17 protein-coding genes are annotated in these 22,967 nt (G+C 62.4%); 13 read left to right on the plus strand and 4 right to left on the minus strand.

Features of this window, described 5'->3' with window-relative positions; translation table 11 throughout:
- Window positions 1–32: 32 nt before the first annotated feature.
- On the minus strand, window positions 33–2,267 hold the full coding sequence (locus ACVWNW_RS07510; protein ID WP_454482020.1) for a HelD family protein: 2,235 nt from the start codon (window positions 2,265–2,267) through the stop codon (window positions 33–35).
- 277 nt (window positions 2,268–2,544) lie between these two features.
- Between ACVWNW_RS07510 and mraZ the strand changes: the two genes are divergently transcribed.
- The 12 genes from mraZ to ACVWNW_RS07570 all read left to right on the plus strand — a co-directional run bounded on the left by mraZ (window position 2,545) and on the right by ACVWNW_RS07570 (window position 17,050).
- Entirely contained in the window at window positions 2,545–3,027 is a 483-nt protein-coding gene (mraZ, locus tag ACVWNW_RS07515; protein WP_198190607.1) for a division/cell wall cluster transcriptional repressor MraZ, read from the plus strand.
- 11 nt (window positions 3,028–3,038) lie between these two features.
- Window positions 3,039–4,130 (plus strand): 16S rRNA (cytosine(1402)-N(4))-methyltransferase RsmH, encoded by a 1,092-nt coding sequence (gene rsmH, locus ACVWNW_RS07520; protein WP_454482023.1) that lies wholly within the window; start codon window positions 3,039–3,041, stop codon window positions 4,128–4,130.
- Complete coding sequence (locus ACVWNW_RS07525; protein WP_046322682.1) at window positions 4,127–4,618, plus strand: hypothetical protein; 492 nt, start codon at window positions 4,127–4,129, stop codon at window positions 4,616–4,618. Before rsmH ends, ACVWNW_RS07525 begins: the two co-directional genes overlap by 4 nt.
- The gene (locus tag ACVWNW_RS07530; protein ID WP_454482025.1) at window positions 4,615–6,396 is read left to right on the plus strand and encodes a peptidoglycan D,D-transpeptidase FtsI family protein; all 1,782 of its coding nucleotides are present in this window, start codon (window positions 4,615–4,617) and stop codon (window positions 6,394–6,396) included. Before ACVWNW_RS07525 ends, ACVWNW_RS07530 begins: the two co-directional genes overlap by 4 nt.
- Before the next feature lie 46 nt (window positions 6,397–6,442).
- Window positions 6,443–7,324 carry a hypothetical protein gene (locus ACVWNW_RS07535; RefSeq protein WP_046322684.1) on the plus strand — a complete coding sequence of 294 codons (882 nt, stop codon included), beginning with the start codon at window positions 6,443–6,445 and terminating at the stop codon, window positions 7,322–7,324.
- Between the two features lie 9 nt (window positions 7,325–7,333).
- Window positions 7,334–8,860: a UDP-N-acetylmuramoyl-tripeptide--D-alanyl-D-alanine ligase gene (locus tag ACVWNW_RS07540; protein WP_454482028.1), complete on the plus strand. Its 1,527-nt coding sequence runs from the start codon at window positions 7,334–7,336 to the stop codon at window positions 8,858–8,860.
- Between the two features lie 74 nt (window positions 8,861–8,934).
- Entirely contained in the window at window positions 8,935–10,038 is a 1,104-nt protein-coding gene (gene mraY, locus ACVWNW_RS07545) for a phospho-N-acetylmuramoyl-pentapeptide-transferase (RefSeq protein WP_110425045.1), read from the plus strand.
- Window positions 10,039–10,118: 80 nt separating this feature from the next.
- The gene (murD, locus tag ACVWNW_RS07550; protein WP_454482030.1) at window positions 10,119–11,558 is read left to right on the plus strand and encodes a UDP-N-acetylmuramoyl-L-alanine--D-glutamate ligase; all 1,440 of its coding nucleotides are present in this window, start codon (window positions 10,119–10,121) and stop codon (window positions 11,556–11,558) included.
- Complete coding sequence (locus tag ACVWNW_RS07555; RefSeq protein WP_121913723.1) at window positions 11,542–12,765, plus strand: peptidoglycan glycosyltransferase FtsW; 1,224 nt, start codon at window positions 11,542–11,544, stop codon at window positions 12,763–12,765. The genes murD and ACVWNW_RS07555 overlap by 17 nt, the downstream gene beginning before the upstream one ends.
- 70 nt (window positions 12,766–12,835) lie before the next feature.
- Window positions 12,836–14,068 carry a UDP-N-acetylglucosamine--N-acetylmuramyl-(pentapeptide) pyrophosphoryl-undecaprenol N-acetylglucosamine transferase gene (locus ACVWNW_RS07560; RefSeq protein ID WP_454483432.1) on the plus strand — a complete coding sequence of 411 codons (1,233 nt, stop codon included), beginning with the start codon at window positions 12,836–12,838 and terminating at the stop codon, window positions 14,066–14,068.
- Window positions 14,069–14,198: 130 nt separating this feature from the next.
- Window positions 14,199–15,776, plus strand: a complete 1,578-nt coding sequence (gene murC / locus ACVWNW_RS07565; RefSeq protein ID WP_415873612.1) for a UDP-N-acetylmuramate--L-alanine ligase — start codon at window positions 14,199–14,201, stop codon at window positions 15,774–15,776.
- Entirely contained in the window at window positions 15,773–17,050 is a 1,278-nt protein-coding gene (locus ACVWNW_RS07570) for a cell division protein FtsQ/DivIB (RefSeq protein WP_332461916.1), read from the plus strand. Before murC ends, ACVWNW_RS07570 begins: the two co-directional genes overlap by 4 nt.
- On the opposite strand, the gene dtd is transcribed toward ACVWNW_RS07570, so the two are convergent.
- The 3 genes from dtd to ACVWNW_RS07585 are packed head-to-tail and all read right to left on the minus strand — an operon-like array spanning window position 17,043 to window position 20,804.
- A complete protein-coding gene (dtd, locus tag ACVWNW_RS07575) occupies window positions 17,043–17,543 on the minus strand; it encodes a D-aminoacyl-tRNA deacylase (protein ID WP_198207174.1) in 501 nt (166 codons plus the stop codon). The genes ACVWNW_RS07570 and dtd overlap by 8 nt on opposite strands.
- A gap of 18 nt (window positions 17,544–17,561) precedes the next feature.
- Entirely contained in the window at window positions 17,562–18,428 is an 867-nt protein-coding gene (locus tag ACVWNW_RS07580) for a helix-turn-helix domain-containing protein (protein WP_461196365.1), read from the minus strand.
- Window positions 18,429–18,485: 57 nt separating this feature from the next.
- On the minus strand, window positions 18,486–20,804 hold the full coding sequence (locus tag ACVWNW_RS07585) for a beta-L-arabinofuranosidase domain-containing protein (protein ID WP_198199018.1): 2,319 nt from the start codon (window positions 20,802–20,804) through the stop codon (window positions 18,486–18,488).
- Window positions 20,805–21,262: 458 nt separating this feature from the next.
- On the opposite strand from ACVWNW_RS07585, the gene ACVWNW_RS07590 reads away from it, so the two are divergent.
- Window positions 21,263–22,828 carry an oligopeptide:H+ symporter gene (locus ACVWNW_RS07590; protein ID WP_198190616.1) on the plus strand — a complete coding sequence of 522 codons (1,566 nt, stop codon included), beginning with the start codon at window positions 21,263–21,265 and terminating at the stop codon, window positions 22,826–22,828.
- Window positions 22,829–22,967 lie beyond the last annotated feature (139 nt).

The raw sequence follows: 22,967 nt of genomic DNA on the forward strand, positions 1-22,967 counted from the left end.
CAGGCATTATGCAGGCCTGGCACCCAGGTACATCATCCCAGATCCAGCAGCCTCTGATCCTCAGAAGTCTGGGCGATGACCAACTCCTGAGTGGGTCGCGTCATGGCCACATAAAGGTCGGCCGCTGCGCTCAGCCTAGAAGGGGCTTCATTCTGGATGGCTCCAGGCTCAACCAGAACCACGGCATCGAATTCCAGCCCTTTGGTGTGGCTGGTGGTAGTGACCGTGATTTGGTGCTCCTGAGCCTTATCAATATGCAGCCGTGAGCTGACCTCCGCTTCCAGAGCGTTGGGAACGATGATCGCCAGGCGTCCGGTACCGTCTTTGCCCAGATGGCGTTCCGTCAGTTCGCCCACCAGGGCAGGCAGCTGGTCCAGCAGGTTGGCCTGATCGTCAGCTCGCAGGTGGCTGACCGATCCTTCAACCTCGCGGACTGCCTTCAGCGTTGAAACCTCGAGACCCTCGGAGGCTGCGAAGGAGGAGGCCAGGTTGGATACCTGACGAGGGTTGCGATAGTCGATGGTCAGCTGCCTCAGGTCCCATCCGTCCGGACCGAAAAGCGTGTCCATGGTGGAGGCCCAGGACCGTGTGCCGCCAAGGGCCGCCGTCTGGGCCACGTCTCCTACGATGGTAAAGGACCGGGAGGGGCAGCGCCGGACCAGCATCCTCCAGTCCATGGCCGTCAGCTCCTGGGCTTCGTCGACCACGATGTGTCCGTAGACCCATTCCCGGTCGGCGGCCGCCTGAGTGGCTGCCTGGTTATCGTCCTGGCCATTGATGGAATCCAGCAGCATCTGCGAGGTCACGATGCCTGTGCCGATGCCGTTCTGGGCCAAAGTGTCGCTGGCAAACCGGCGTTCCTCTTCACGCCGGGCCTTTTCGGCCTGATCACGATCCGCTTGGCGTGGGTCGGGGCCCAGCAGTTCCATGGCCTCATCCAGGATGGGGATGTCGGATACGGTCAATTCGGCACCATCCTGGCGGGTCAGTAGGTCAATCTGTTCCGGGGTCAGCCAGGGGGCGAACCGGCGCAGACGATCCGGCCTGGACCAGAGGTCGTTGACCAGCCAGCGTGGGTTCATAGGCAGCCAGGCCAGATTGAGGGTCCTCCGCACCTGGTCGTTAAGCCGCAGCAATGAGGTGACCCGGGCGAGTTCCTCGGCTCCGGGCTCGTAGTCCACTCCTTCGGCATAACGGGCGGTCATGGCGTTCAGGGCCGAGCGCACGAAGGTGTTTCTGGCCTTGTTGTGGGGCTGGTGGCTGCGCCGGGCATCGACCAAAGCTTGTTCCAGGTCAACTGCAAGCATGGGTACGGCAACCCCGTCCACCTTGACCGTGGGCAGGGAGGCAGGCACCCGCTCCCGAGAGGCGACGGCGTTGGCTACGGCCTCGGCCATGCGGATGTCTCCCTTGAGCCGGGCCACGTGCGGATCCTCCTGGCGTTCGGTGCTGATGCCGGGGATGAGGTCGCCCAAGGTACGACTGAGCACTCCGGTCTCGCCCAGGGAGGGCAGGACCTGGTCGATGTAGTGCAGGAAGGCGTTGCTGGGCCCGACGATCAGTACGCCTGAACTTTCCAGTCTGCGCCTATGGGTGTAGAGCAGATAGGCTGCCCGATGCAGGGCCACGGCCGTCTTGCCGGTGCCGGGTCCTCCCTGGACCACCAGCGGGCGGGTCATGGGGGAGCGGATGATCCGGTCCTGTTCAGCCTGGATGGTGGCTACGATGTCGGTCATCAGCCCGGTCCGGCGGCTGGACAGGGAGGCCATCAGCGCACCCTCGCCGGCAAGCGTACCGCCCTGGGCTGCCTTGTCTACCTCAGGGGCCGACAAGTCCAGGACCTCATCTTCGATGCCGGTGACCTGGCGGAAGTTAAGGGTGATGTGCCGACGCATGACGATGTCACCGTGGTCCGCCGGTGTGGCCTCGTAGAAGGGGCGTGCGGCCTCGGCCCGCCAGTCGGTCAGGATGGGCTCGTGGTTGCTGTCCAGAAGGCCCAGCCGTCCGATATATCGCCGGCTGCCCTGGTCAGTATCCAGTCTGCCGAAGACCAGACGGTCCTCCACGGCCCGCAGTTGGGTGAGCCGGTCCTCATACATGTTGGCAAAGGAATCCCGCTCGGTGCGCTGGGTAGGGGATCCGTGGGAGCCGGCGGCCCGAACCGCGTCCAGTCTGGTCCTGGCCTGCGTCCGCAGCTCGTCCAGACGGCCGTAGGCCCTGTCCACCGCCGCCTGCTCTTCATGCAGCTGTGAGGAATAGCTCGACATGTGTGTCCGTTCTGTGGAATGTTCAAAAATCGGATGATCCAATATACCGCTCGACCTCTACTTTTTCAGCCCGGCAGACCCTTGGTCGCATCGTCTTTGCCGGGTGGCGAAACGCCGAGGCGGACCCTTTGGTGAGGCAAATGGTTGGGTTTGGGCCTGAAGTGGTGCCGCGGTGGTGAGCAATGGGGATAAGTGGGGTAAAGTGGGGAGCATTGCGTAGGGGACGCTACCCGATGGGGCCGTCTCTTGATTACCAAACTGGCATTGGAGGTGGGGCATGGCCGATACATACAACGCAGATGCCGCCTCGCCTTCCCTGCCGCCCATGCTTCTGGGCACCTACTCGCCCAAGATGGATTCCAAGGGCCGCCTGGCTCTGCCGGCCAAGTTCCGCGCTCAGCTGGGTCAGGGCCTGGTTATGTCCCGCGGCCAGGAACGCTGCGTCACTCTGTTGCCCCCTGAGGAATTTCAGCGGATGGCCGTGCGCATCCAACACACCTCCATGGGCGACAAGTCGGCCAGAGACTACCTGCGTGTATTTCTGTCCGGCGCCGTCGACCAGGTCCCTGACAAGCAGGGCCGCATCCTGGTCCCGCCCATGCTTCGATCTTATGCACGGCTGACCGGCCCTGTTGTGGTCATCGGTGTGGGCACCCGTGCTGAGATCTGGGATCAGGATTCCTGGACTGCCTACTTGGAGAGCAAGGAGCAGGGCTACGCCGATATCGCTGACGATGTTCTTCCGGCGGTGGATTGCTGATGGAGACCCTCATGGAAAATCGCAATCCACTCGACCAGGAAGCTGTGGACAGGGGCATGGTCCACCGTCCCGTTCTGCTGGAGCGTTGCCTTGCACTGGCTCGGCCTGCCTTGGAGCACCCGGGGGCGGTGGCTGTGGATTGCACGCTGGGTTTGGCTGGTCATGCCACCGCCTTCCTCAGGTCCTGCCCTGAGGCCCGTCTTATAGGCATTGACAGGGATCGTCAGGCCCTGGGTCTAGCCACTGGCCGGATGCGTGACGAGGGTCTTGCCGATCGCTTCACGCCGGTGCACGCCCCCTTTGACCAGCTGGACCAGCAGCTGGATGCGCTGGGAGTAGGCCAGGTGGATTTGGTCTTCATGGATCTGGGGCTCTCCTCCCTGCAGATTGACCAGCGCGACAGGGGATTCACCTACCGGCAGGACGCTCCGCTGGACATGCGCATGGATACCAGCCAGGAGCTGACGGCCGCGCAGGTTCTGGCCGAGTATGACCAGGAACACTTGGCCGACATTTTCTCCCGGTATGGGGAGGAGCGCTATGCAGGACGCATCGCACGGGCCATCATCGAGGCCAGGCAGGAACAGCCACTGACCACCTCGGCGCAGCTGGACCGCCTGGTCGACAGGGTCGTGCCGCGTGGCCACCGTCCCCCGGGCAATCCGGCCAAGAGGGTTTTCCAGGCGCTGCGCATCGAGGTCAATGGGGAACTGGACCGTCTGAGGCGCACCTTGCCCCAGGCCATTCTGCGACTGGCTCAGGGAGGTCGTTTGGTCGTGGAGTCCTATCACTCCCTGGAGGACCGCATGGTCAAGCGCTTCATGGCGCCCGGGCTGCATGTGGACCTGCCGGCAGGCATGCCGGTGGTGCCCGATCAGGCCCGCCCCTATCTGTCGGATCTGACTCATGGGGCCATCAAGGCCGATCCTGCCGAGCGGGAACGCAACCCCCGGTCCGCCTCAGTACGCCTGCGGGCCGTGGAGATGATCGGATCCATTCCCGAGGAGCGTCGTCGTCGGCTTCAGGCCGAGGCACGTGGTGAGGTTTCAGATGGTCGCCACCGCCATGTTGGCCATGGTTCGGAATCGAGGCGCCGGTCATGAGCATGCCAGCACGTTCAGTCCGTTCCAAGGCATCCCCGGACAAAGGGCATCCCCGCATCCAAGAGATGCCCACCAGGCCTGAGCTCAGTCTGATCAAGGGCACAGGCAAGGCAGGCAAGGCGCGCCAGCCGGAACGAGGTCCAGTGGCTGAGGGAGCCCGGCGTCTGATCGGCTGGACGCGAACCCGCGGCAATCCTCTGCTGCGTATCATGACCTCGGTTGTTTTTCTGGCAGCCTGCATGTTCGGTTCCCTGATGTTGCGCACCCAGATGGTTCAGGACTCTTTCGAGGCCACCCGGGTCCAGCATGAGATCAGTAATCTCAACCAGGATGTCCAGGATGACCAGAACAAGCTCGACCAGCTCCAGGCCTCCCTGCCGGACAAGGCCCAGGAGTTGGGCATGCAGCCCCAGCAGGGTCTGAACTCCATCGATCTGCAGGGCTACAAGCCTCCTCAGAACGCCCAGGGCAAGGCGGGGCAACCATGAGCCGCAAGGGAACCAAGGGTTCTTGGCACATCTCCTTCTGCAAGCGTTCGTTGTCTGTAGGCCTGATCCTGATCGTGGTGGCTGCATTGGCCCTGGGCAAGCTGGCCTACATCCAACTCTTCGATGGAAGGTCCATAGCCCAGGCCGCTGCGGCGAGTCGCACCGTGCCGCACACCATCAAGGCCCAGCGTGGCCGCATTCTGGATGTCAATGGCCGGGTGCTGGCCCAGAGCCTGGAGCGTTACAACATCATTGGTGACCCCGAGGCTGCGGCTTCCTTCATACCTATCAACTGCACCAAGCGCACAGGAAGCGACTGCCACAGTATCAAGGGTCATCCAGTGGGCGCCGACGGTGCTGCCGGCGTGGCCCGCCTCCTGGCGCCGGCCCTGGGGATGAACGCCATGGAGCTGGGTGGCAAGCTCAGCGTCCCTGGAAGATATGTGGTCCTGGCCAAGCGGGTGACTCCCGAGGCCAAGCGCGCTATTGACAAGCTCGGGTTGCAGGGGATCATCACGGCCGAGCTGAGCAGTGAACGCACCTATCCGCATGCGGATCTGATGGGGGCCCTGATCGGGGGCATCGACGACAGCGGCAAGGGCGTGGCCGGGATCGAGCAGATGGAAAATCGGCGGCTGACCGGCACTGACGGCTATACGGTCTATCAGCAGGGAATGCTGGGCCAGGAGATCCCGGGAACCTTGACCCGTCAGCGCAATCCGGTCAACGGCAAGGACGTGACCCTGACCATTGATCAGGACGTGCTTTGGTACGTTCGTCAGGTCCTCAAGTCAGGCTGCCAGCGCTATCAGGCGGACTGGGGCTTGGCGGTGGTTCAGGACACCCGCACCAATGAGATCGTGGCCCTGGCCGACACTGACGATTACCAGGCGGGCAGCGACCAGGCCAAGGTCAACTCCTCCAGGGCGGTCGCGGAGACCTTCGAGCCCGGTTCCATAGGCAAGACCATCTCTGCCGCAGGCATGCTCCAGGAGCAGTTGCACTCCATGGGCGACCGCTTCACCGTGCCCGACCACATCACCGTGGACAACCAGCAGTACAAGGACGCCTTCTACCATCCCGCCGAGCACTGGACCCTGGCCGGCATTTTGCAGAACTCCTCTAACGTGGGCATGATCATGGCCGCGGATCACTACTCTGATCAGAAGCGTTACGACTATCTGACCCGTTTCGGCATCGGTCAGGCCTCGGCCCTGGGCCTGCCAGGGGAGTCCAAGGGCCTGCTGACCACGCCTCAGACCTGGGACCGCCGCACCCGTAACACGGTTCTGTTCGGCCAAGGCTATGCCACCAACGCCGTTCAGTTGACCAATGCTGTCGCCACCCTGGCCAACAAGGGGGTCCGGTCCGACCAGACCATCATCCGCGGGCAGGGCGCGGTCAAAGCCAATCAAGTCAGGGTCGTGGATGAGAAGGTTGCGGCTGCGGTCATGAACGGCATGGAATCGGTGGCCGAGAAGTACGAGAACACGGCCAAGGTGGAAGGCTATCGGGTGGCTTCCAAGACCGGAACCGCCGAGGTGGCTGACAGCTCGGGTCACCTGGGCGGCATCATCAGCGACTGGGTGGGGATCCTGCCCGCCGACGACCCCCATTTTGTGGTCACTGTGGCGCTGAAGAACCCTCACAGTAGCGATGGGGTTTTCGGCAGTATGACCGCCGGACCCATCTTTGCCCAGATCGGTGAATTCCTTATGCAGAAATACCAGGTACCCGCGTCGCAGCCAAGGACCGATGCTATCCCGGTAACATGGTGATACCGGCAGGCATCATGGCGTTCCCGGACGAAGGAGAGATTGCAGCATGAGCGCGCTGAGTGAATCAATCTCCCGACGGTTGACCCTGGGGCAGCTCAAAGGGCGCTACGGGTTGACCCTGGTCCCTGACTTCGCTGAACCAGTCACGGTTACCTCATTGGTGGACGACCTGCCCTCAGTGCGCCCCGGCAGCCTGTACGTGCCTGCAGACCAGCAGGTGGACCAGGGCATGATCGAGGAGGCCGAGCGCCGTGGGGCCTATGCAGCCCTGCTGCCGACTTCGGCTCGCCAAGAGGTGGGACGAGCCCGCATACCCCTGCTCTTCGGCACCATGCACCCCTGGCAGATGGGCCAGCTGCTGGCCAATGCCGCAGGGGATCCTTCGGGAGCCCTGGCTGTCTTCGCCTTGGTCGGTTCCCAGGTGCAGGACCAGGTGGATCTCCTGGCCGACTTCCTGCACGTGTTGGGCAATCCCGTCGGCATTCTCAGTGCCAAGGGCTCGTATTCGCTGGATCGCCGGTTGGACCTCGAATATCCCCTGAGCATGTTCGATGTGCAGCGCAGTCTGTCCATTACGCTGGAGGACGGGGCGGCCGCTGTAGTCATCTCCGTGGATGAACAGACCCTGGCCAAGGATGCCCTGCAGGCGGTGGATCTGGATGTGGTGGCTCTGGGCGCCCAGGAGGGCTCCACCCGCGATATGCGACACTTGCGGCTGATTTCCAAGGCCCGCCGATATGGGTTCAACCTGGGCGGGCACACCATCGTGGCCCGGCGCAACGAGGAATCAGACGGACTGGCCCGCCAGTCCCTGCCCGCAGACGCAGAAAGCGACGACCTGTCCCTGTGCATCGCCATGACCATGGCCGCCGGCGTCAAACGCAACAACATCAGGAGCGCCCTGCGCGTCTCCCGTGAAATGTCCTGAGAGGTGAGGATGAGTCAGTCTGTAGGGGCCGGGTCCATGCCTATGACCCTGGAAGAGGTCGTCGAATATGTGCACGGTCGGCTGGTCGAGGCCGGTCCTGGTCGCGAACCCGATCGCAGGTCTGTGCGCATGCGGGTGGTGACGGACTCCCGGCAGGTGGAAGCCGATGGGCTCTTCATAGCCATCAAGGGCGAGCACGTGGACGGGCATGACTATGTTCCCGGCCTGGGGGCCAAGGGCTGCCGCGCGGCCTTGGTCGATCACCTCGTTCCGGGCGCTGACCTGCCGCAGATTCTTGTGGACGATACGGTTGCTGCCCTGGGGCTGCTGGCACGGGCCAACATAGACCGTCGGCGCAAGGACTCAGGCCCCTTCACGGTCATCGGCATCACCGGTTCTGTCGGCAAGACCACGACCAAGGATCTGCTGGCTTCCCTGCTGGGCCTGTTGGGTTCTGTGGTGGCTCCGGTCGGGTCTTTCAACAACGAGATCGGTCTTCCTCTGACTGCCTTGGAGGTCGGGCCGGACACCCGCTACCTTGTGGCGGAGATGGGTGCCAGCCACGTGGGCGAGATAGCCAGCCTTACCAGGATTGTTCCTCCGGACATGGCCCTGGTCCTCAAGGTGGGGGTGGCCCACCTGGGTGAATTCGGCTCCGTGGAGCGCATCGCCCAAGCCAAGAGCGAGATCGTGCAAGGTTTGGTGCCGGGTGGGACCGCCGTGCTCAATGCAGACGATTCCCGGGTGGCGGCCATGGCCGATCTGGCCTCTGGGCCTGTTCTGCGGTTTGGCTTGGCCACTGAGGACAGCGGGCAGGACCGCGACCTGGATGGTTCGGCTCGCTACTTGGACAGTGACAGCCTGGACAGGCCGACCTTCGAGCTGCGCCTGTGTGGCCAGCAGCCGGTTCGGCTTCGTCTGGGCATCCCGGGACGGCACAATGTCATAAACGCCCTGGCTGCCGCCACGGTGGCCCATGCCCTGGGTCTGGACGCAGAGCGCATCGCCGATGAGCTCGGTCGACAGCGCCGGATCAGCCCGCATCGGATGGCCGTGTCTTCGGTCCAGCTGCCGGGTGCCTCCTTCACTCTGATCGATGATTCCTTCAACGCCAATCCCGACTCCGTGCGGGCAGGTCTGGATGCCCTGGCCGCCTGGAGGGGATTCGATGGCCCGGTCTATCGGATAGCGGTCCTGGGGGTCATGCTTGAGCTGGGCGATCGAGGGGAGCAGCTGCACCAGGAGATCGGTGCCTACTGCCGTCGTCAGGACATTGATGCATTGGTCGCAGTGGGTTGCCGGAATCAGCAGATGGACGGTTTGGTCCAGGCCTTGGTCCGTGGTGCCGGCGGCCCATCTGATCCGAGCGATGATCAGCCGGGGGCCATGCGGGTGCTCTTTGCTCAGGACGCTGACCAGGCTGACCAGATGGTCCGCCGTCTGTGCGCCAAGCATTCGGACCGGAAGAATCTTGTCCTGCTCAAGGGCTCGCACATGTCCGGCCTGTCCGCTCTGGCCGACCGGTGGCAGGGCTGAGCTATGAATCTACTGGCATCCCCGCAGCGGGGTCTAATGTTCAAGGACAGAATCCAAGAGTTGGAGTACACACTGTGATTGCCCTCATCATCGGAATCCTGGTCGCCCTAGTGGTGACGCTGGCGGGGACCCCCCTGCTGATACGGCTGGTCCATCGGTTGCACTACGGCCAGTACATCCGCCAGGACGGGCCCAAGTCCCACCTGGTCAAGCGTGGTACGCCGACCATGGGCGGGCTGGTTATCAACCTGGCCATCCTGCTGGGCTGGGCAGCCTCGGCGCTTTACCGCTACCTGTCGCGGGGGGAATCCGTGTCCCTGTCGGCCATGCTGGTTCTGTTCGCCATGCTCTCCATGGGCTTACTGGGCTTCATTGACGACTTCGCCAAGGTGCGCAAGAAGCAGAACCTGGGCCTGTCGGTCAGGGCCAAGTTCACCGGCCAGTTTATTTTGGCCACCATATACGCAGTGCTCGCCCTGAAACTGCCCACCAAAAATGGCTATCCCAGCGCACAGGCGGGCATATCCTTCGTGGAGCAGCCCATCATTGACTTCCGAATGGCGGGCAGCGTCCTGTCTGTGGTGCTATTCATCATCTGGGTCAATCTGCTGATGACGGCTTGGAGCAATGCGGTCAACCTGACTGACGGCCTGGACGGGCTGGCGTCGGGCTCCTCCATGATCGCCTTCGTGGGTTACACGATCATCGCCTTCTGGGAGAGCTACCACTTGAAGGGCGGCGGCCATCCAGGCCATGCCTACGCTGTCTCAGACCCCCTGGACCTGGCCATCATCGCCTGCTGCGCGGCTGTGGCCTGCTTCGGCTTCCTCTGGTACAACACGAATCCGGCCTCCATCTTCATGGGAGATACGGGATCCCTGGCTCTTGGCGGGCTCTTCGCAGCCCTGTCCATCGCTACTCATACCGAACTGCTGGCGGTCATCCTGGGCGGGCTTTTTGTGGGAGAGGCCGCCTCCGATGTCATCCAGGTGGGCTACTTCAAACTCACCCACAAGCGGGTCTTTAAGATGGCGCCCATCCACCACCACTTCGAGCTGATGGGCTGGCAGGAGTCCAAGGTGGTTGTCCGGTTCTGGATGGTGGACCTGATCTTCGTCCTGTTGGCCTTGGTCTGCTTCTATGCAGACTGGGTGGTTCGCTCCGGGTTGCCCATCTGAGTGTGTCCATTCACGGTACCGGACTTTCGGCAGCCGGTATCATGCCAAGCAGATGCCGGAGCTAGCGGAATGAGGTGTTCATGGATATGGACTTGAGCCAGAAGCGTGTACTGGTTGCCGGGCTGGGCATTTCCGGACGGAGCGTGGCCGCAGCCCTGCGAGATCGGGCGGCCGGTGTGACCACTGTGGACCAGCGCGCCCCGCAGGCCGATCTTCGTGACTTTGACCAGGTGGACTGGAGTCGGGTGGATCTGGTCATGGCTTCGCCAGTCTTCAATCCGCGCACCCCATTTATCCTTGAGGCGCAGCGTCGGGGCATCCCCGTGGTCAGCGAGGTGGAGATGGCTTGGCTGCTACGGGTGCCCTCGGCCCGGACAGGCCGGCCGGCACCCTGGATCGGGATCACCGGCACCAACGGCAAGACCTCGACCACCAGGATGGTCTCCGCCATGTTGCAGGCCAGCGGGTTCACGGCCCCTGCGGTGGGCAATATCGGCAAGGCCGTCTCCACTGCCGTCCTGAATCCCGACAATGACATGCTCTGCGTTGAGCTGAGCTCCTTCCAGCTGCATTTCACCTTCTCGCCGGCCCTGGAGTGCGCGGCCATCACCAATCTGGCCGAGGACCACCTGGATTGGCACGGGGGCTTCGAGGCCTACGCGGCCGACAAGGCACGCATCTACCGTGGCGTGCGCAAGGCCCTGGTCTACAACGCCGATGACTCCCGGGTCTCCAACCTGGCCAGACAGGCGCAGCCAGCCCCAGGTTGCCGACTGGTGGGCTTCACCCTGGGCCGGCCTGAGTCTGGGCAGCTGGGCGTGGAGGACGGCTGGGTCATGGACCGCAGCGGAATGACCGGTCAGGACCGTGATGAGGGCGTCAGGCTGGTCCGGGTGGCCGACCTGACGGATCTGTGTGAGCCTGACGGCACGGTCTATCCTCACCTGCTGGCCGACGCTCTCTGTGCCCTGGCTCTGGCACTGGGTGCTGGAGCCAAGGTCGATGCGGCGATCGAGGCCATGCGCGCTTTCACGCCCGGCGACCACAGGATCAGCACCGTGGCCTCTCTGGGCCAGGGTGCGCAGGCCATCCGCTTTGTAGACGATTCCAAGGCCACCAACGCCCATGCAGCCGAGGCTTCCCTGGCCAGCTACCATGACGGCCAGGTGGTCTGGCTGGCCGGCGGACTGGCCAAGGGCGCCCGCTTCGACGATCTGGTCCGGTCCCGCAGGTCCAAGCTGGCCGCAGCCGTGGTCATCGGTCAGGACCAGCAGCCTATGGTCCAAGCCATCAAGGACCAGGCGCCCGATCTGCCGGTTACCCTGATCGATCCTGGTGCTGGAGATCAGGTTATGGCCCGGGCTGTTCGTGCGGCCGGCTCCTATGCACAGCCCGGCCAGGTGGTTCTGCTGGCACCTGCCTGCGCCTCAATGGATCAGTTCGCCTCCTATGCTGACCGGGGCGACCAGTTTGCCCAGCAGGCCAAACAGTGGGTCCACGAGCATGAAACGCGACACTGATCCGAGCAAGGCCCACTCACGAGGGTCTGGCGGCAAGGGGGACTACCGGGGCTGGCGGGCCATTCTCAACCCGCTCTGGTGCTACTACGGCTTTCTGGCCACAGTCGTCGCCACCACGGTCTTCGGCCTGATGATGGTATTCTCCTCTTCGGCTGTGGATCTGGTCGCCCAGGGCAGCTCACCCTGGAGTCAGGTCATTCGCCAGACCATATACGCAGTGTTGGGGCTTTTGCTGGCCCTTCTGGCCGTGAGGATCAGCATTGATCACTACCGGAACTGGAGCACCTGGTTTCTGATTGCCAGCCAGGGCATCCAGCTGTTGACTCGCACCCCGCTCGGGCGCTCCGCCAACGGCAACGAGGGATGGATCTCGATAGGGGGCATCTCCATGCAGCCGGCCGAGCTACTCAAGCTGGCCCTGTGTCTGTGGCTGCCCCAGGCACTGATCGAAGCCCAGCGGCAGGTCGGCAAGGATTCCGATCTGAAGAGCCTGGCCAAGGCTTATGCCAAGCCGGCCTTCGGCTTTCTGATCAGCTTCATGTTCATCATGCTGGGCAAGGATCTGGGGACCGCCATGATCATCGTCATCATTGGCTTCGTGGCCTTCCTGGTCTCAGGCTTCCCCTTGCGATGGCTGCTCAGCCTGGCGGTCCTGGGGATGGCTGCGGTCATCGGTTTTTCGGTCTATGGCAACAGTAACCGGACCCAGCGGATCATGGCCGCCTACGGCAAGTGCTCGGCGGATGACATTCAGGGTGTCTGCTACCAGTCCATCCATGGGCTCTACGCCATGGCTTCGGGAGGATTGACCGGGGTCGGTCTGGGCAACTCCAGGGAGAAGTGGAACTATCTGCCCGAGGCGCACAATGACTTCATCTTCGCTGTCATCGGCGAGGAGCTGGGTTTTGTCGGGGCGGCTATGCTTATTCTGGTCTTCGTGGTCATGGGCTGGTGCATGCTGAGAATCGCCCTGACTACCAGGAACCGATATGCGGGCATGGTGCTGATTTGCCTGGATGTGTGGCTGGTGGGCCAAGCCCTGATCAACATCTGTGTGGTTCTGGGTCTGCTGCCGGTCATTGGGCTGCCCCTACCCTTCGTGTCGGCTGGAGGGACCGCCCTGATCTCCTGCCTGGCTTCGGCAGGGGTGGCTCTAAAGATGATTCGGACCCAACCAGACGTGATGGCGGCCACAGACGGGTCCTGAGATGCGGAATGGACATGGCGGAAAGGAAGCGGATTCGCGGATGACGACAGCGACGAGGACCGAGAAAGGGATGCCTGGGGATGCCCGGGAGCATTCCGGGAAAGGTGCTGGTCCCCATCTGGTGCTGGCCGGGGGAGGGACGGCAGGGCATGTCAACCCCCTGCTCAGCGTGGCTGCGGCCATTAGGGAGCGCTGCCCGCAGGCTTTTGTCAGCGTAATTGGCACTGCTGTCGGGCTGGAGCACGACCTGGTGCCGGCCGCCGGACTTCCCCTTGACCTGATTGAGAAGGTGCCCTTCCCTCGCCGTCCTGGCAAGGCCGCACTGGACTTCCCCCGGCGTTGGCGGCGTGAGGTGCAGCGAGTACGAGGGTATTTGCAGGATCGGTCAGCCGACCTGGTGGTCGGCTTTGGCGGTTATGCCTCGGCGCCGGCATACAGGGCCGCACGGAACCTGGGTCTGCCCATCGTCGTCCACGAGCAGAACGCCCGGGCGGGCATGGCCAACAAGCTGGGTGCCCGCTGGGCCGATTTCGTAGGTACGGCCTATGAGAATACAGGCATACGGGCCAGGTCCGGAGTACCAGTGCGCCGCGTGGGTCTGCCTTTGCGGCCGACCATCGCCCGACTGGCCAAGCAGATGGAGGCTGACCATGCAGGAGCCCGCCGGGAGTCTGCGCATTCTCTGGGGTTGGATCCCGATAGGCCCATCCTGCTGGTGACTGGAGGATCCTTGGGAGCGCTCAGCCTGAACAAGGCGGTGGCTGGCGCAGCCCGGCAGCTGCTGGATCGAACACAGATCATCCATCTGACGGGCCGTGGCAAGGCCGCCCAGGTCAGGGAGCAGGTGACGGCTGACCTGGGCGATGCGGCTATCAACAATCTGGACCCGGCTCACCGGGGCCAGGGGGACTACCACATGGCTGAATACCTGGAGCGGATCGATTTGGCCTTCGCCTGTGCTGATCTGGTGGTCTGCAGGGCTGGTGCAGGCTCTGTCAGCGAGCTGGCCGCCCTGGGCGTGCCGGCCGTCTACGTGCCCCTGCCCATCGGCAATGGTGAGCAGCGGTTCAATGCCCAGCCGGTCGTTGATGCCGGGGGAGGACTCATGGTCGATGATGCGGCCCTGGACGCTAAATGGATAGCCAGCCACATTCCTGCTCTTATGGCCAATGGGGATAGGCTGGCTGACATGCGCCGCCGAGCCTGGGGGTACGGGATTCGCGATGCCGCTCAGGTGATGGCCGAGCAGATCCTGACCATGGCCGACCAACACCTTGCCCGCAAGGACTCTGGGAGGGACTAATCGGGCATAATGGAGGCAGAAGATGCGCGGCCGTCCTGAATGGTCCTGAACTGTTGGAGGAGATGCAACAACTGTGCCCAAGCATGAATTGAATACAGTGCCCGGTCGGCAGGACGGCGGTGACAGGTCCCTGCCGGTCCTGGATCCCCGCCTGCCCGCTCTGGCCCAGGCCGGAGTGTGCGACCCAAAGGATCTGGGGCCCACACACTTCATCGGCATCGGCGGGGCCGGGATGAGCGTGCTGGCCGAGATGCTCCACCAGGAGGGGGTGCAGGTCTCCGGATCCGACCGTGCTGAGGGGGACAAGACCCGACGCCTGCGTCAGCTAGGAATCCGGGTCGTCATCGGTCAACAAGCCAGCAATGTGGCCGGGGCCCGCACGGTGGTCTGGTCCAGTGCCATCAAACCTGACAATCCCGAGATTCTGGCAGCTCGTGACGCGGGCGCCCGGCTAGTCCATCGCAGCGACATTCTGGCCCTGCTCATGGCCTCTAGGATTTCGGTCACCGTGGCCGGAGCCCACGGCAAGACCACCACCAGCGCGCTCTTGGCTCACCTGCTGACCAAGGGCGGCCGAGGGGATCTGGCTGATCCCAGCTACGCCATCGGGGGCAGCCTCCAGAGCAGCCAGGGGCCCATGGACGGCGGGCATGTGGGAGCCGGACGGGTTCTAGTGGCCGAAGCGGACGAGTCCGACGGCAGCTTTGGCAAGTACACTCCCGACATCGCCATCATCACCAACGTGGAGCCCGACCATCTGGACCACTACGGCACGGCTGATGCCTTCCACCAGGCCTTTGTGGAACATGCCCGGCATGCCCGACGTTTCCTGGTGGTTTGCGGGGACGACCAGGGGGCCCTGGAGGTGTTGCGGCGGCTGCAAGGGGACTGCCGCGCCAAGATTATCGTCTATGCATCAGATCCCCAGCTGAGCATTGACTCCCTGCCTGGGGTTCTGGGCTTGGTCCGCATCGGGTCCGAGTCCGAGAGCAGCGGCAGCGGCCGTGAACATTGCCGTCTGGCTCTCCCCGTGCAGGTGCTTCAGGCGGCAGGGTTGGATGCCAGCAAGCCGCTCGATCTGCAGGTGGATTTGGCGATTCCCGGCATCCACAACGCCCGCAATGCAGCAGCAGCCGTCATCGCCGCCGTCCTGCTGGGGATGGATCCTGATACGGCCGCCGCTTCCGCCGCCGACTTCCGTGGTGCCTCTCGACGCTTCGAGGTCCGCGGATGCCAACATGGGGTCACCGTAGTGGACGATTACGCCCATCATCCCACGGAGATCGCCGCCCTGCTCACCGCCGCCAGGCGACGCTATCCGGGCCGGACCATCAGGGTGCTCTTCCAGCCTCACCTGTATTCGCGCACCGCCATCTTCGCCGACCGGTTCGCTGCCGCTCTGTCCCTAGCGGACGATGTGACGGTAACTGATATCTTCCCCGCCCGTGAGCTGGCCAGCGATTTTCCGGGCGTGGATGCCGGCACCATCCCTGCCGCCGCCCGCAAGGCATCGGACCACAAGCCCCAGGACTCAGGGCATAAGTCGACTGAGACCGTCTTTCGGGCCTGCTCGGACATGCGTCAGGCCGCTCTTGAACTGGCCGAACGAGCGGAACCTGGGGATGTGATCCTGACCGTGGGCGCCGGCGATGTCACGGCCATGGGGCCGGTCATTCTCGACAAGCTGGCTGAACGGGATGAGCAGTGAAGAACGGCAAGAGTAGCAGGGCCTCCAGCGGAGCCTCGTCCAGAACCAGGGCAGTCCGGGCTGCAAAGGCCGCACGGACTGCCCGGTCTAGGCGCACCAGGCCTTCGGAAGAGGAGCAGCGGACCGGTAGAACCGCCAGATCGGGCAAGTCGGCCGCCTCCGATGCTTCGGCACAGGCCAGCCGGTCCAAGGTGGAAAAAACAGGTGGTGAGGGCAGGCGCCTTAAGCGGTCCAAGCGTTTCAAAGGTTCGAAGCGTTTCAGGGGTCGTCCGAGTCGTTCCAAGAATACAAGCGGCACACGGACTCGTAGCGCCAGATCCGCCTCATCATCCTCCCGCTCTCTGATAAAAGGCAGTAGCGTATCAGTTTCCAGGTCTGCGGCATCCAAGTCCGCGACCTCACGCTCGACAAGTTCGGCCGGAGGATTCGTCGATGCCCGGGCCATACCGCCGGACCGACCCGTCTCAGGCAGAATAGGCACTGATCAGGAAGATCAGGGGCTGGGGATTTTTGTTCGGCCCAAGGTTCTGGATTTTCAGGCTCGGGTGCGCGAGAAGAAGAAGGTCAGCCGCAGGCTGGTCCTGATCCGGACGGGTGTCGTCGTCGTGGTCATGGCTCTGATAGCAGGACTGGCATGGTTGCTCTTTCTCTCGCCGGTCTTTCGCCTGCAAACCGACAAGATCGATGTCAGTGGCGGCAATGCCTGGGTGTCCAACGATCGAGTGGTCTCAATCGTGGCCAATCAGGGTGATCGCTCTCTGCTGCTGATTTCCACCAATGGCGTCGAGCAGGAGATCAGCGGCATGGCCGGGGTGACCGATGCCAAGGTCCGTAAGAGTTTTCCGCATGGTCTGGAGGTGACCTTCGATGCCCAGGAGCCTACTGCGGTCTTCAAGGATGCGCAGCGGAAACTGACGGCTGTAGACAGACAGGGCAGGGTGCTCAATACTGTGTCCAAGCCAGTGGAGGGGGTGCCGGTCATCCAGGTTACCACTGTCAAGCGTGCCCAGCAGGATCAGGCGGTCAGGCAGACTCTTCGGATTCTGTCAACCATGCCGGAGGCCATGCGCCATTCGGTGACCAAGGTGACTGCGAAAACCCAAGACTCCATCACCACCGAGCTGGACCAGGGCAAACATGTCATCATCTGGGGTGACGGCTCCGATCTGAAGCTCAAGCAGGCCGTGGTCGACAAGATTATCAACGATCCATCCAAGATTGGCGATAAGCATCAGCTGGATGTGTCGGCGCCTCTTAGGCCCATTGTCAAATAGTCGCTGAAGGAGCTGCCGGCTTCATCAACCTGTCGGTGTCGAGCAGGATGGTCACCGGTCCGTCGTTGACCAGATCCACTCGCATGTGGGCGCCGAAGCGTCCGACGGCAACCGGCACACCGGTTACCGCCAGGGCCCGGTTCAGATCCTGCCAGACGCTTTGGGCATGTTGGGGCTCTCCCGCAGCCATGAAGCTGGGACGGTTGCCGCGACGAAGGTCCGCGTAGAGAGTGAACTGGGAGATGGAAAGGATGGAGCCGCCGCAATCAAGGATTGACCGGTTCATCCGGCCCTTCTCGTCGGGGAAAATGCGCATCTGAGTCAGCTTGCGGACGGCATAGTTCACTTGCTCAACCCCGTCTCCATCCTGGACGGCTACCAGGAGCAAGAGCCCCATGCCGATGCTCTGGGGTTTAAAATCGGGATCCGGCCGCCCTTGCTCATCGACCACATCGACCCGGGCACGGCTGACCCGCTGTATGACGATTCTCATGGTTCCAGTCTAAGGACTTCAGGCGTTGTTGTAGTGTCGCTGGGAAAAGCTGGATCGGTATCTGGTTGGGGTCAGGCCGGAGAACCGTTTGAAGACGCGCATGAAATATTTGGGGTCGTCATATCCGCAGGCTTCGGCTATCTGTCTGACGCCCATAGAGGTCGACAGGAGCAGCTCCTGAGCTCGTTCGATGCGGATCCGCCTGATCTGTCCGGTGATACCGATGCCGAACCGCCGCTTATAGATGGTCGACAGGTACGAGGGCGAATAGTTGAAGTTTTCTGCTACGCTGGCAACACTGATCCGGTCGCAGGCGTTGATACGGATCCAATCTTGGACCTTCTGGAGGGTGCTGTCCTCGTCGTCAGCTTCTTGACGGTCCTTGGGCGCGGGCCTTCCCATGGCGATCTCCATGAGCAGGCAGGTCATGAAATAGCTGCAGTAGGGGCTGGGATCCGGGTAGGTGCGCTGGTAGATGTCAAGCAGCTGGTTGAACATGACGGTCAGCCGATTGTTGTCTGCCAAACGAAAATCCAGGGGCAGCACCACGCGTGCCGCGCCCTGGTCATTTCCATCCCTTTGTTCGTCAGGCAGGCCTTGAACCCTATGCCAGTCAGGCAAGGTGAAGTGGGCCCAGTAGAAGGTCAGAGGCTCCTGTCCCAGCCGTCGACTGCCCTCATGAGGGGTGCCGGGCGGGATCAGCAGCAGGCCGCCTGCCTTCAGATCATGATGCCGTCCGGCTACGGTCAGCGGAAGGATGCCCTCTTCAACCAGAATCAGCTCAAAGCTGTCAACGGTGCGGCGCTCGTGGATCCATCCGGGGGTGCCGATGAAGCGCCCTGCGGATTTGAAGACCGCCGCATCGTTGGGGAAACTGGTGATGATTGCCTGATCCGTGCTGACCGTCCTCCCTGTAGCTGAAACCTTGGCCTTGGGACGCGGTCAGTGGCTGGCCACTTCGACGTAGGCATGATATGGCTGGTTTTCGTCAATGGTCCAGAGGGGGACGAATTCCAGGCCGCTGTCCCGGTGACGGAAGACCAGCTTCTCGCCCTGGCGCTCGAAGGCGGACCCAGGATCCTTCCGGTCGATGTTAAGGCTCTGCATATCGGTGCTGGGGCTCAAGGCGGCAAGCACGTAGGGTCCCCAGGCCACGGCAGCCAAGGCGGGTCTGTCCGGGGTGCCGATCAACCGGATGGTCGGGTCGAATGTCAGCGTAATGGTGGTTCCTGACCAGGAATTCAGACCGCAGGCGCTCGCATCAAGGACCGCTACAGCTGGGTCGGTGCCCATGAGAGCCTGGGACACCGGGGTTCCGTCGATGTCTATGTGGACCCTGCCGCGGGTCCAGGCGGGAATGCGAAGGGCCAGGCGCGGTCTGTCCAGGGCTTCTATGGTGATGGTTACCTTCTCGGGGTGGCGGTCGTCCACGTCCACGCTCAGCGCCATCTTCTGGTCGATGTCGTTCAGGCTGCAGGGCAGATACTGCTCGATCCACAGGGTCTTCTCATCTGTGTAGAAGGCTCCGTCGGCGTAGTAGAAGTGCGATTCCAGGCCGGTGCCGTGGCAGCAGCTGTTCTCCTCATCAAACTCCTTGCGACCGCCCGGCTGGGTGGGGAAGAAGTAGAGACTGCCGCCCTGGGGCACATGGTCGGTGCTGGCGGCGATGTGGTTGAGTGTGGTCAGCTCGGTGTAGTCTGCATACTCCTGATCCGGGTCGAATGAGAACAGGAGCGCTGACAGCTTGAGCAGGTTGTAGGAGGCGCAGGACTCGGCGGTGTTGTCCTTGAGCAGGGCGCCAATCACGTCGGGCTGCTGGAACATCTCGCCCTGCCCGGAGCCGCCCATGGCGTAGATGTGATGACCCATGACCGACTTGAGGAAGAATTCCGCCTGCTGCAGGTAGTAGGGCAGACCGGTCTGGCGGAAGAGCTCCACCGAGCCGATGACCTGGGGGATGTGCTGGTTGCCATGCAGTCCGCCCAAGGCATCCACCTTCTGACGCATGGGAACCATGAGGCGGTCGTTGTCGAAGAGCCGGGCGGCATCCAGGTGCTCCTTACGGCCGGTGATGGCATACAGATGGGCCAGAGACTCGTTCATGCCGCCAAACTCGCCGGCGATGTACATGCTCCACATGTTCTGGAGCTGCTCATGGGGGAGCCGGTGGACGCGGTCATAAACCCAGTCACCCAGGTCCGAGGCCACACGCAGAGCCGTTTCATTGCCCGCGAAGTGGTAGGCGTCGATCAGCCCGGCCAGGATCTTGTGCAGGGTGTAGTAGGGCGCCCAGATGGTGGGGTAGGGCGCATACTGCTCCAGCTTGTCGAACTGACTCTCGTCGTAGGCCGACAGGAAGCCCGGCTTGGTGGTCCCGCTCTTTGCGAAGGCGGCCTGGACCTCAGCCAGCCCGTCGACCAGATAGGTCAGCTTGGTCCGAATGTCCTCGTCGCCGGTGGCGGCATATCCCAGGGCATATGCGGACAGAACATGCCCGGTGGTGTGGCCGCGCAGGTTGGAGTCCGGAGCGTCCCAGCCGATCATGGGCTTGGCTCCCTTGGTGTCCAGGTGGGCGGCCCGGCGGAACTCCACCAGGAGCTGATCGTCGTCCAGAGTCTTCAGGAAAGCTATCCGTCGGCGCTGGTTGCCTGCCAGCATGCCATCACCGGTCAGCCGCACCCGGGAGATGGGCACGCGGCGGACCTTAGGGCTCGAATCTACTGGTTGTTCGGGGTCTTCATCGATCACCAGAACCTTGCATTGCACACGGATGTCGCTGCCGTCGATGGATCCTTGGAAATCGTGCTCGCCGGTCTGTTCGTCCCGCTGCTCAACGCCTTCGTCCCAGTTGACCCGCTGGGAGACCTTCTGCCCGTCTTTGGTCAGCACGGCCGTGAACATGGGCAGATAGTAGGTGGCGCCCTTGCGCGCCTTGATCTCGATGGGGTAGACCTTGCGCACTTCGATCTTGTTGGGCATCTGCAGCACGGTCACATCGAAGTTGCGCTGCGCCTTGGCGCCGCCCTTGGTGACGGTCGCGGTCAAGGTTACATTCCGGTCGCCTCGACCATATTCGGGTTGATTGACCTTGCCTTGAGGGTTCACCCATCGATCGTCGCTGCTGGCCCATTCGATGGTGGTTCCCTCCACCCCCTCGGTCGGTAGTTTCAGGTCGAAGTCCACGGTGCCTGTGTTGCCGATGTAGATCTGACGGGCCGCCTCGTCAACGCAGTCCTGATCAGTGTGCATGGATGATGTCATGATGAATTACCTACTTCCTCCGTTGCCAGGCGGATTCTGGCCGGTCATGGTTTCCGTCGGGTCGTCTCCGATCCGTCGGCGCCGCTCTGCCCCGACGCCTTCGTGCGCCTTACCTCATCAGTCTATGGACGGAAGCCCGACCAGGAAGGTGGGGGAAATCGTCGAATGGGTGGACAATCTTGTGCCTTTGGCTTGGAGTTGTTCTGGTTAGCTTCTATTTCTTCCCAATCCTTGCAATGGCGGGCTTTCTGAGCAAGGAACGACCTGCCCGGGAAGCCTTGTCCGGTAGCGGCCAGGTGGCATTACCGAGAAATATCCACCTTTTTCCGCTCTCTTTGCACCTACGCCCGACGGGATGAGGATTTACGGTTCAGAGTGGAACAGCCTGTGGTTCCACGCAGAGCAAAGGGGTGCCCGCACAACGAGGGTAGGCACCAGTGAGAAGCGAGGAGAAACGTATGGCAACACCAACGGAAAACGGCGGCGAACAACCGGACATTGTGGTCGATGAATCCGGCCTCAAGGTTGACCGACGACAGGAGGAGGAGCTGAACCAGCTGAGAGCGGACCGCTCCTTCTTCGGCTACCCCAAGGGCATCGGTGCCCTGGCAGCCGGCAATTTCTTCAATTCGATCTGTTGGGCCTCTTATGGGGCCGTGACGATCTACTACCTTTATAAGCCTTGGACCCAGGGTCTGGGATTCAGCCAGGGGGAGGCAGCACAGCTTATAGCCATCGTTGCGGCCATCAATTCCATGTTCGGCATCGTGGGCAGCTGGCTGGCGGATAGGGTGTTCGGTGCGCGCAAGGCCCTTGTCATCGGCAACATCGTCAAGGGACTGTCCTGCGGGCTGTTGGCCATTCCGGCATTCTCGATCGGTCAGGGCCGAGCCATGGCCATCGTGGGCATGATCCTCATGAACCTGCCCATCATGGGGGCATCGAACGCCTCGCTGACCGGCATGCTCTTCCACCGCAAGGACAACCGTCGTGACGGCGCTTTCGCCATTCACGCCATTGCCAACAACATCGCCGGGTTCATCACCCCAATCATCTCTGCTCAGCTCGGTCTGCTCAACTATCATTACGGATTCGCCATCGGAGCAGTAGCCGCGCTGATTTACGCCGCCATCATCGGCGTGCCGGGCAATCGTTTCTTCGGTTCGCTGGGCTCCAAGCCCTCACGCCCGCTCAACAGCCAGGAGCGTAAACGCTACGGATGGGGTGCCCTGGGTGTGCTGGTGGTGATCGGCCTGTTCATCGCCGTCCTTCTTGTCACCCACAAGATCAGCGTCAATGCGCTGGCCAATACGGTCAGCTCCTGCACCTTCGTGGTGGCCATCGCCTTCTTCTTGGTCATCTGGCGTTCCAAGAGAATCGTCGGTGTGGAGCGTCGTCGGCTCAAGGCCTTCGTACCCATCGTGATCATGCAGATTGTTGCAGGGGTGGATTACGCCATTCAGGGCACCACCCTGCTCATGTTCCTGGACCAGCGGATCAACAGAAAGTTCGGCAGTATTGAAATCGCGCCGGGCTCCTTCAACACTCTCGTGGGCATCATCGCCATGCTGGCCGGCATCTTCTTCAGCTGGTTCTGGCTGACCGACACGGGCAAGCGTTGGAAGTCCACCAACCGTCTCTGGTTCGGATTCGCTTTCTTCGGCATCTCTAATTTGCTGCTGATCGTTCCCACTGTGGTGCTCAATCCTCATACGGCTAGATATTCCGTGCTCTGGCTGCTGCTCTACTATGTGGTCTCCAACTTCGGCGGCTTCCCCTACGGCGTTGCAGCCAACTCGACTGTAGCGGCCATAGCCCCCAAGTCCTATGAGACACAGATGCAGACCGCTTTCACCCTGTCAGCTGCCATCGGCACGGCTATCATGCTGCTGGTTTATGGCAAACTGACCACCCTGGACCAGCAGCTGCCGTTGATGCTGATCATCGGCATCATTGAAATCGTCGTGGCTGTGGCGGTCATGCTCTTCCGCGGCAAGATCGACGCGACGGTCATGTCGGATTGAGCAACTGGTTCCCTGCCGGAAGATCGGCCTTCTGCAGGGAACCGTGATACATGACTGTTGTGTGTATGAATGACCTGCGCGTCTGGTGCTCGGGTCAGGGCTGATTGCTCTGATTCAGGCGTCAGACGCGCAAGTTTGT

Source organism: Bifidobacterium sp. JNUCC 75 (assembly GCF_054819865.1).

Excerpts from the sequence above, each read along its gene's own strand:
- ACVWNW_RS07540 (WP_454482028.1), top strand. The coding sequence starts at position 7,334 with ATGAGTCAGTCTGTAGGGGCCGGGTCCATGCCTATGACCCTGGAAGAG.
- ACVWNW_RS07525 (WP_046322682.1), top strand. The coding sequence starts at position 4,127 with ATGAGCATGCCAGCACGTTCAGTCCGTTCCAAGGCATCCCCGGACAAA.
- murD (WP_454482030.1), top strand. The coding sequence starts at position 10,119 with ATGGATATGGACTTGAGCCAGAAGCGTGTACTGGTTGCCGGGCTGGGC.
- ACVWNW_RS07530 (WP_454482025.1), top strand. The coding sequence starts at position 4,615 with ATGAGCCGCAAGGGAACCAAGGGTTCTTGGCACATCTCCTTCTGCAAG.
- dtd (WP_198207174.1), bottom strand. The coding sequence starts at position 17,543 with ATGAGAATCGTCATACAGCGGGTCAGCCGTGCCCGGGTCGATGTGGTC.
- rsmH (WP_454482023.1), top strand. The coding sequence starts at position 3,039 with ATGGAAAATCGCAATCCACTCGACCAGGAAGCTGTGGACAGGGGCATG.
- ACVWNW_RS07555 (WP_121913723.1), top strand. The coding sequence starts at position 11,542 with ATGAAACGCGACACTGATCCGAGCAAGGCCCACTCACGAGGGTCTGGC.
- ACVWNW_RS07585 (WP_198199018.1), bottom strand. The coding sequence starts at position 20,804 with ATGACATCATCCATGCACACTGATCAGGACTGCGTTGACGAGGCGGCC.
- mraZ (WP_198190607.1), top strand. The coding sequence starts at position 2,545 with ATGGCCGATACATACAACGCAGATGCCGCCTCGCCTTCCCTGCCGCCC.
- ACVWNW_RS07510 (WP_454482020.1), bottom strand. The coding sequence starts at position 2,267 with ATGTCGAGCTATTCCTCACAGCTGCATGAAGAGCAGGCGGCGGTGGAC.
- ACVWNW_RS07560 (WP_454483432.1), top strand. The coding sequence starts at position 12,836 with ATGCCTGGGGATGCCCGGGAGCATTCCGGGAAAGGTGCTGGTCCCCAT.
- ACVWNW_RS07590 (WP_198190616.1), top strand. The coding sequence starts at position 21,263 with ATGGCAACACCAACGGAAAACGGCGGCGAACAACCGGACATTGTGGTC.
- ACVWNW_RS07535 (WP_046322684.1), top strand. The coding sequence starts at position 6,443 with ATGAGCGCGCTGAGTGAATCAATCTCCCGACGGTTGACCCTGGGGCAG.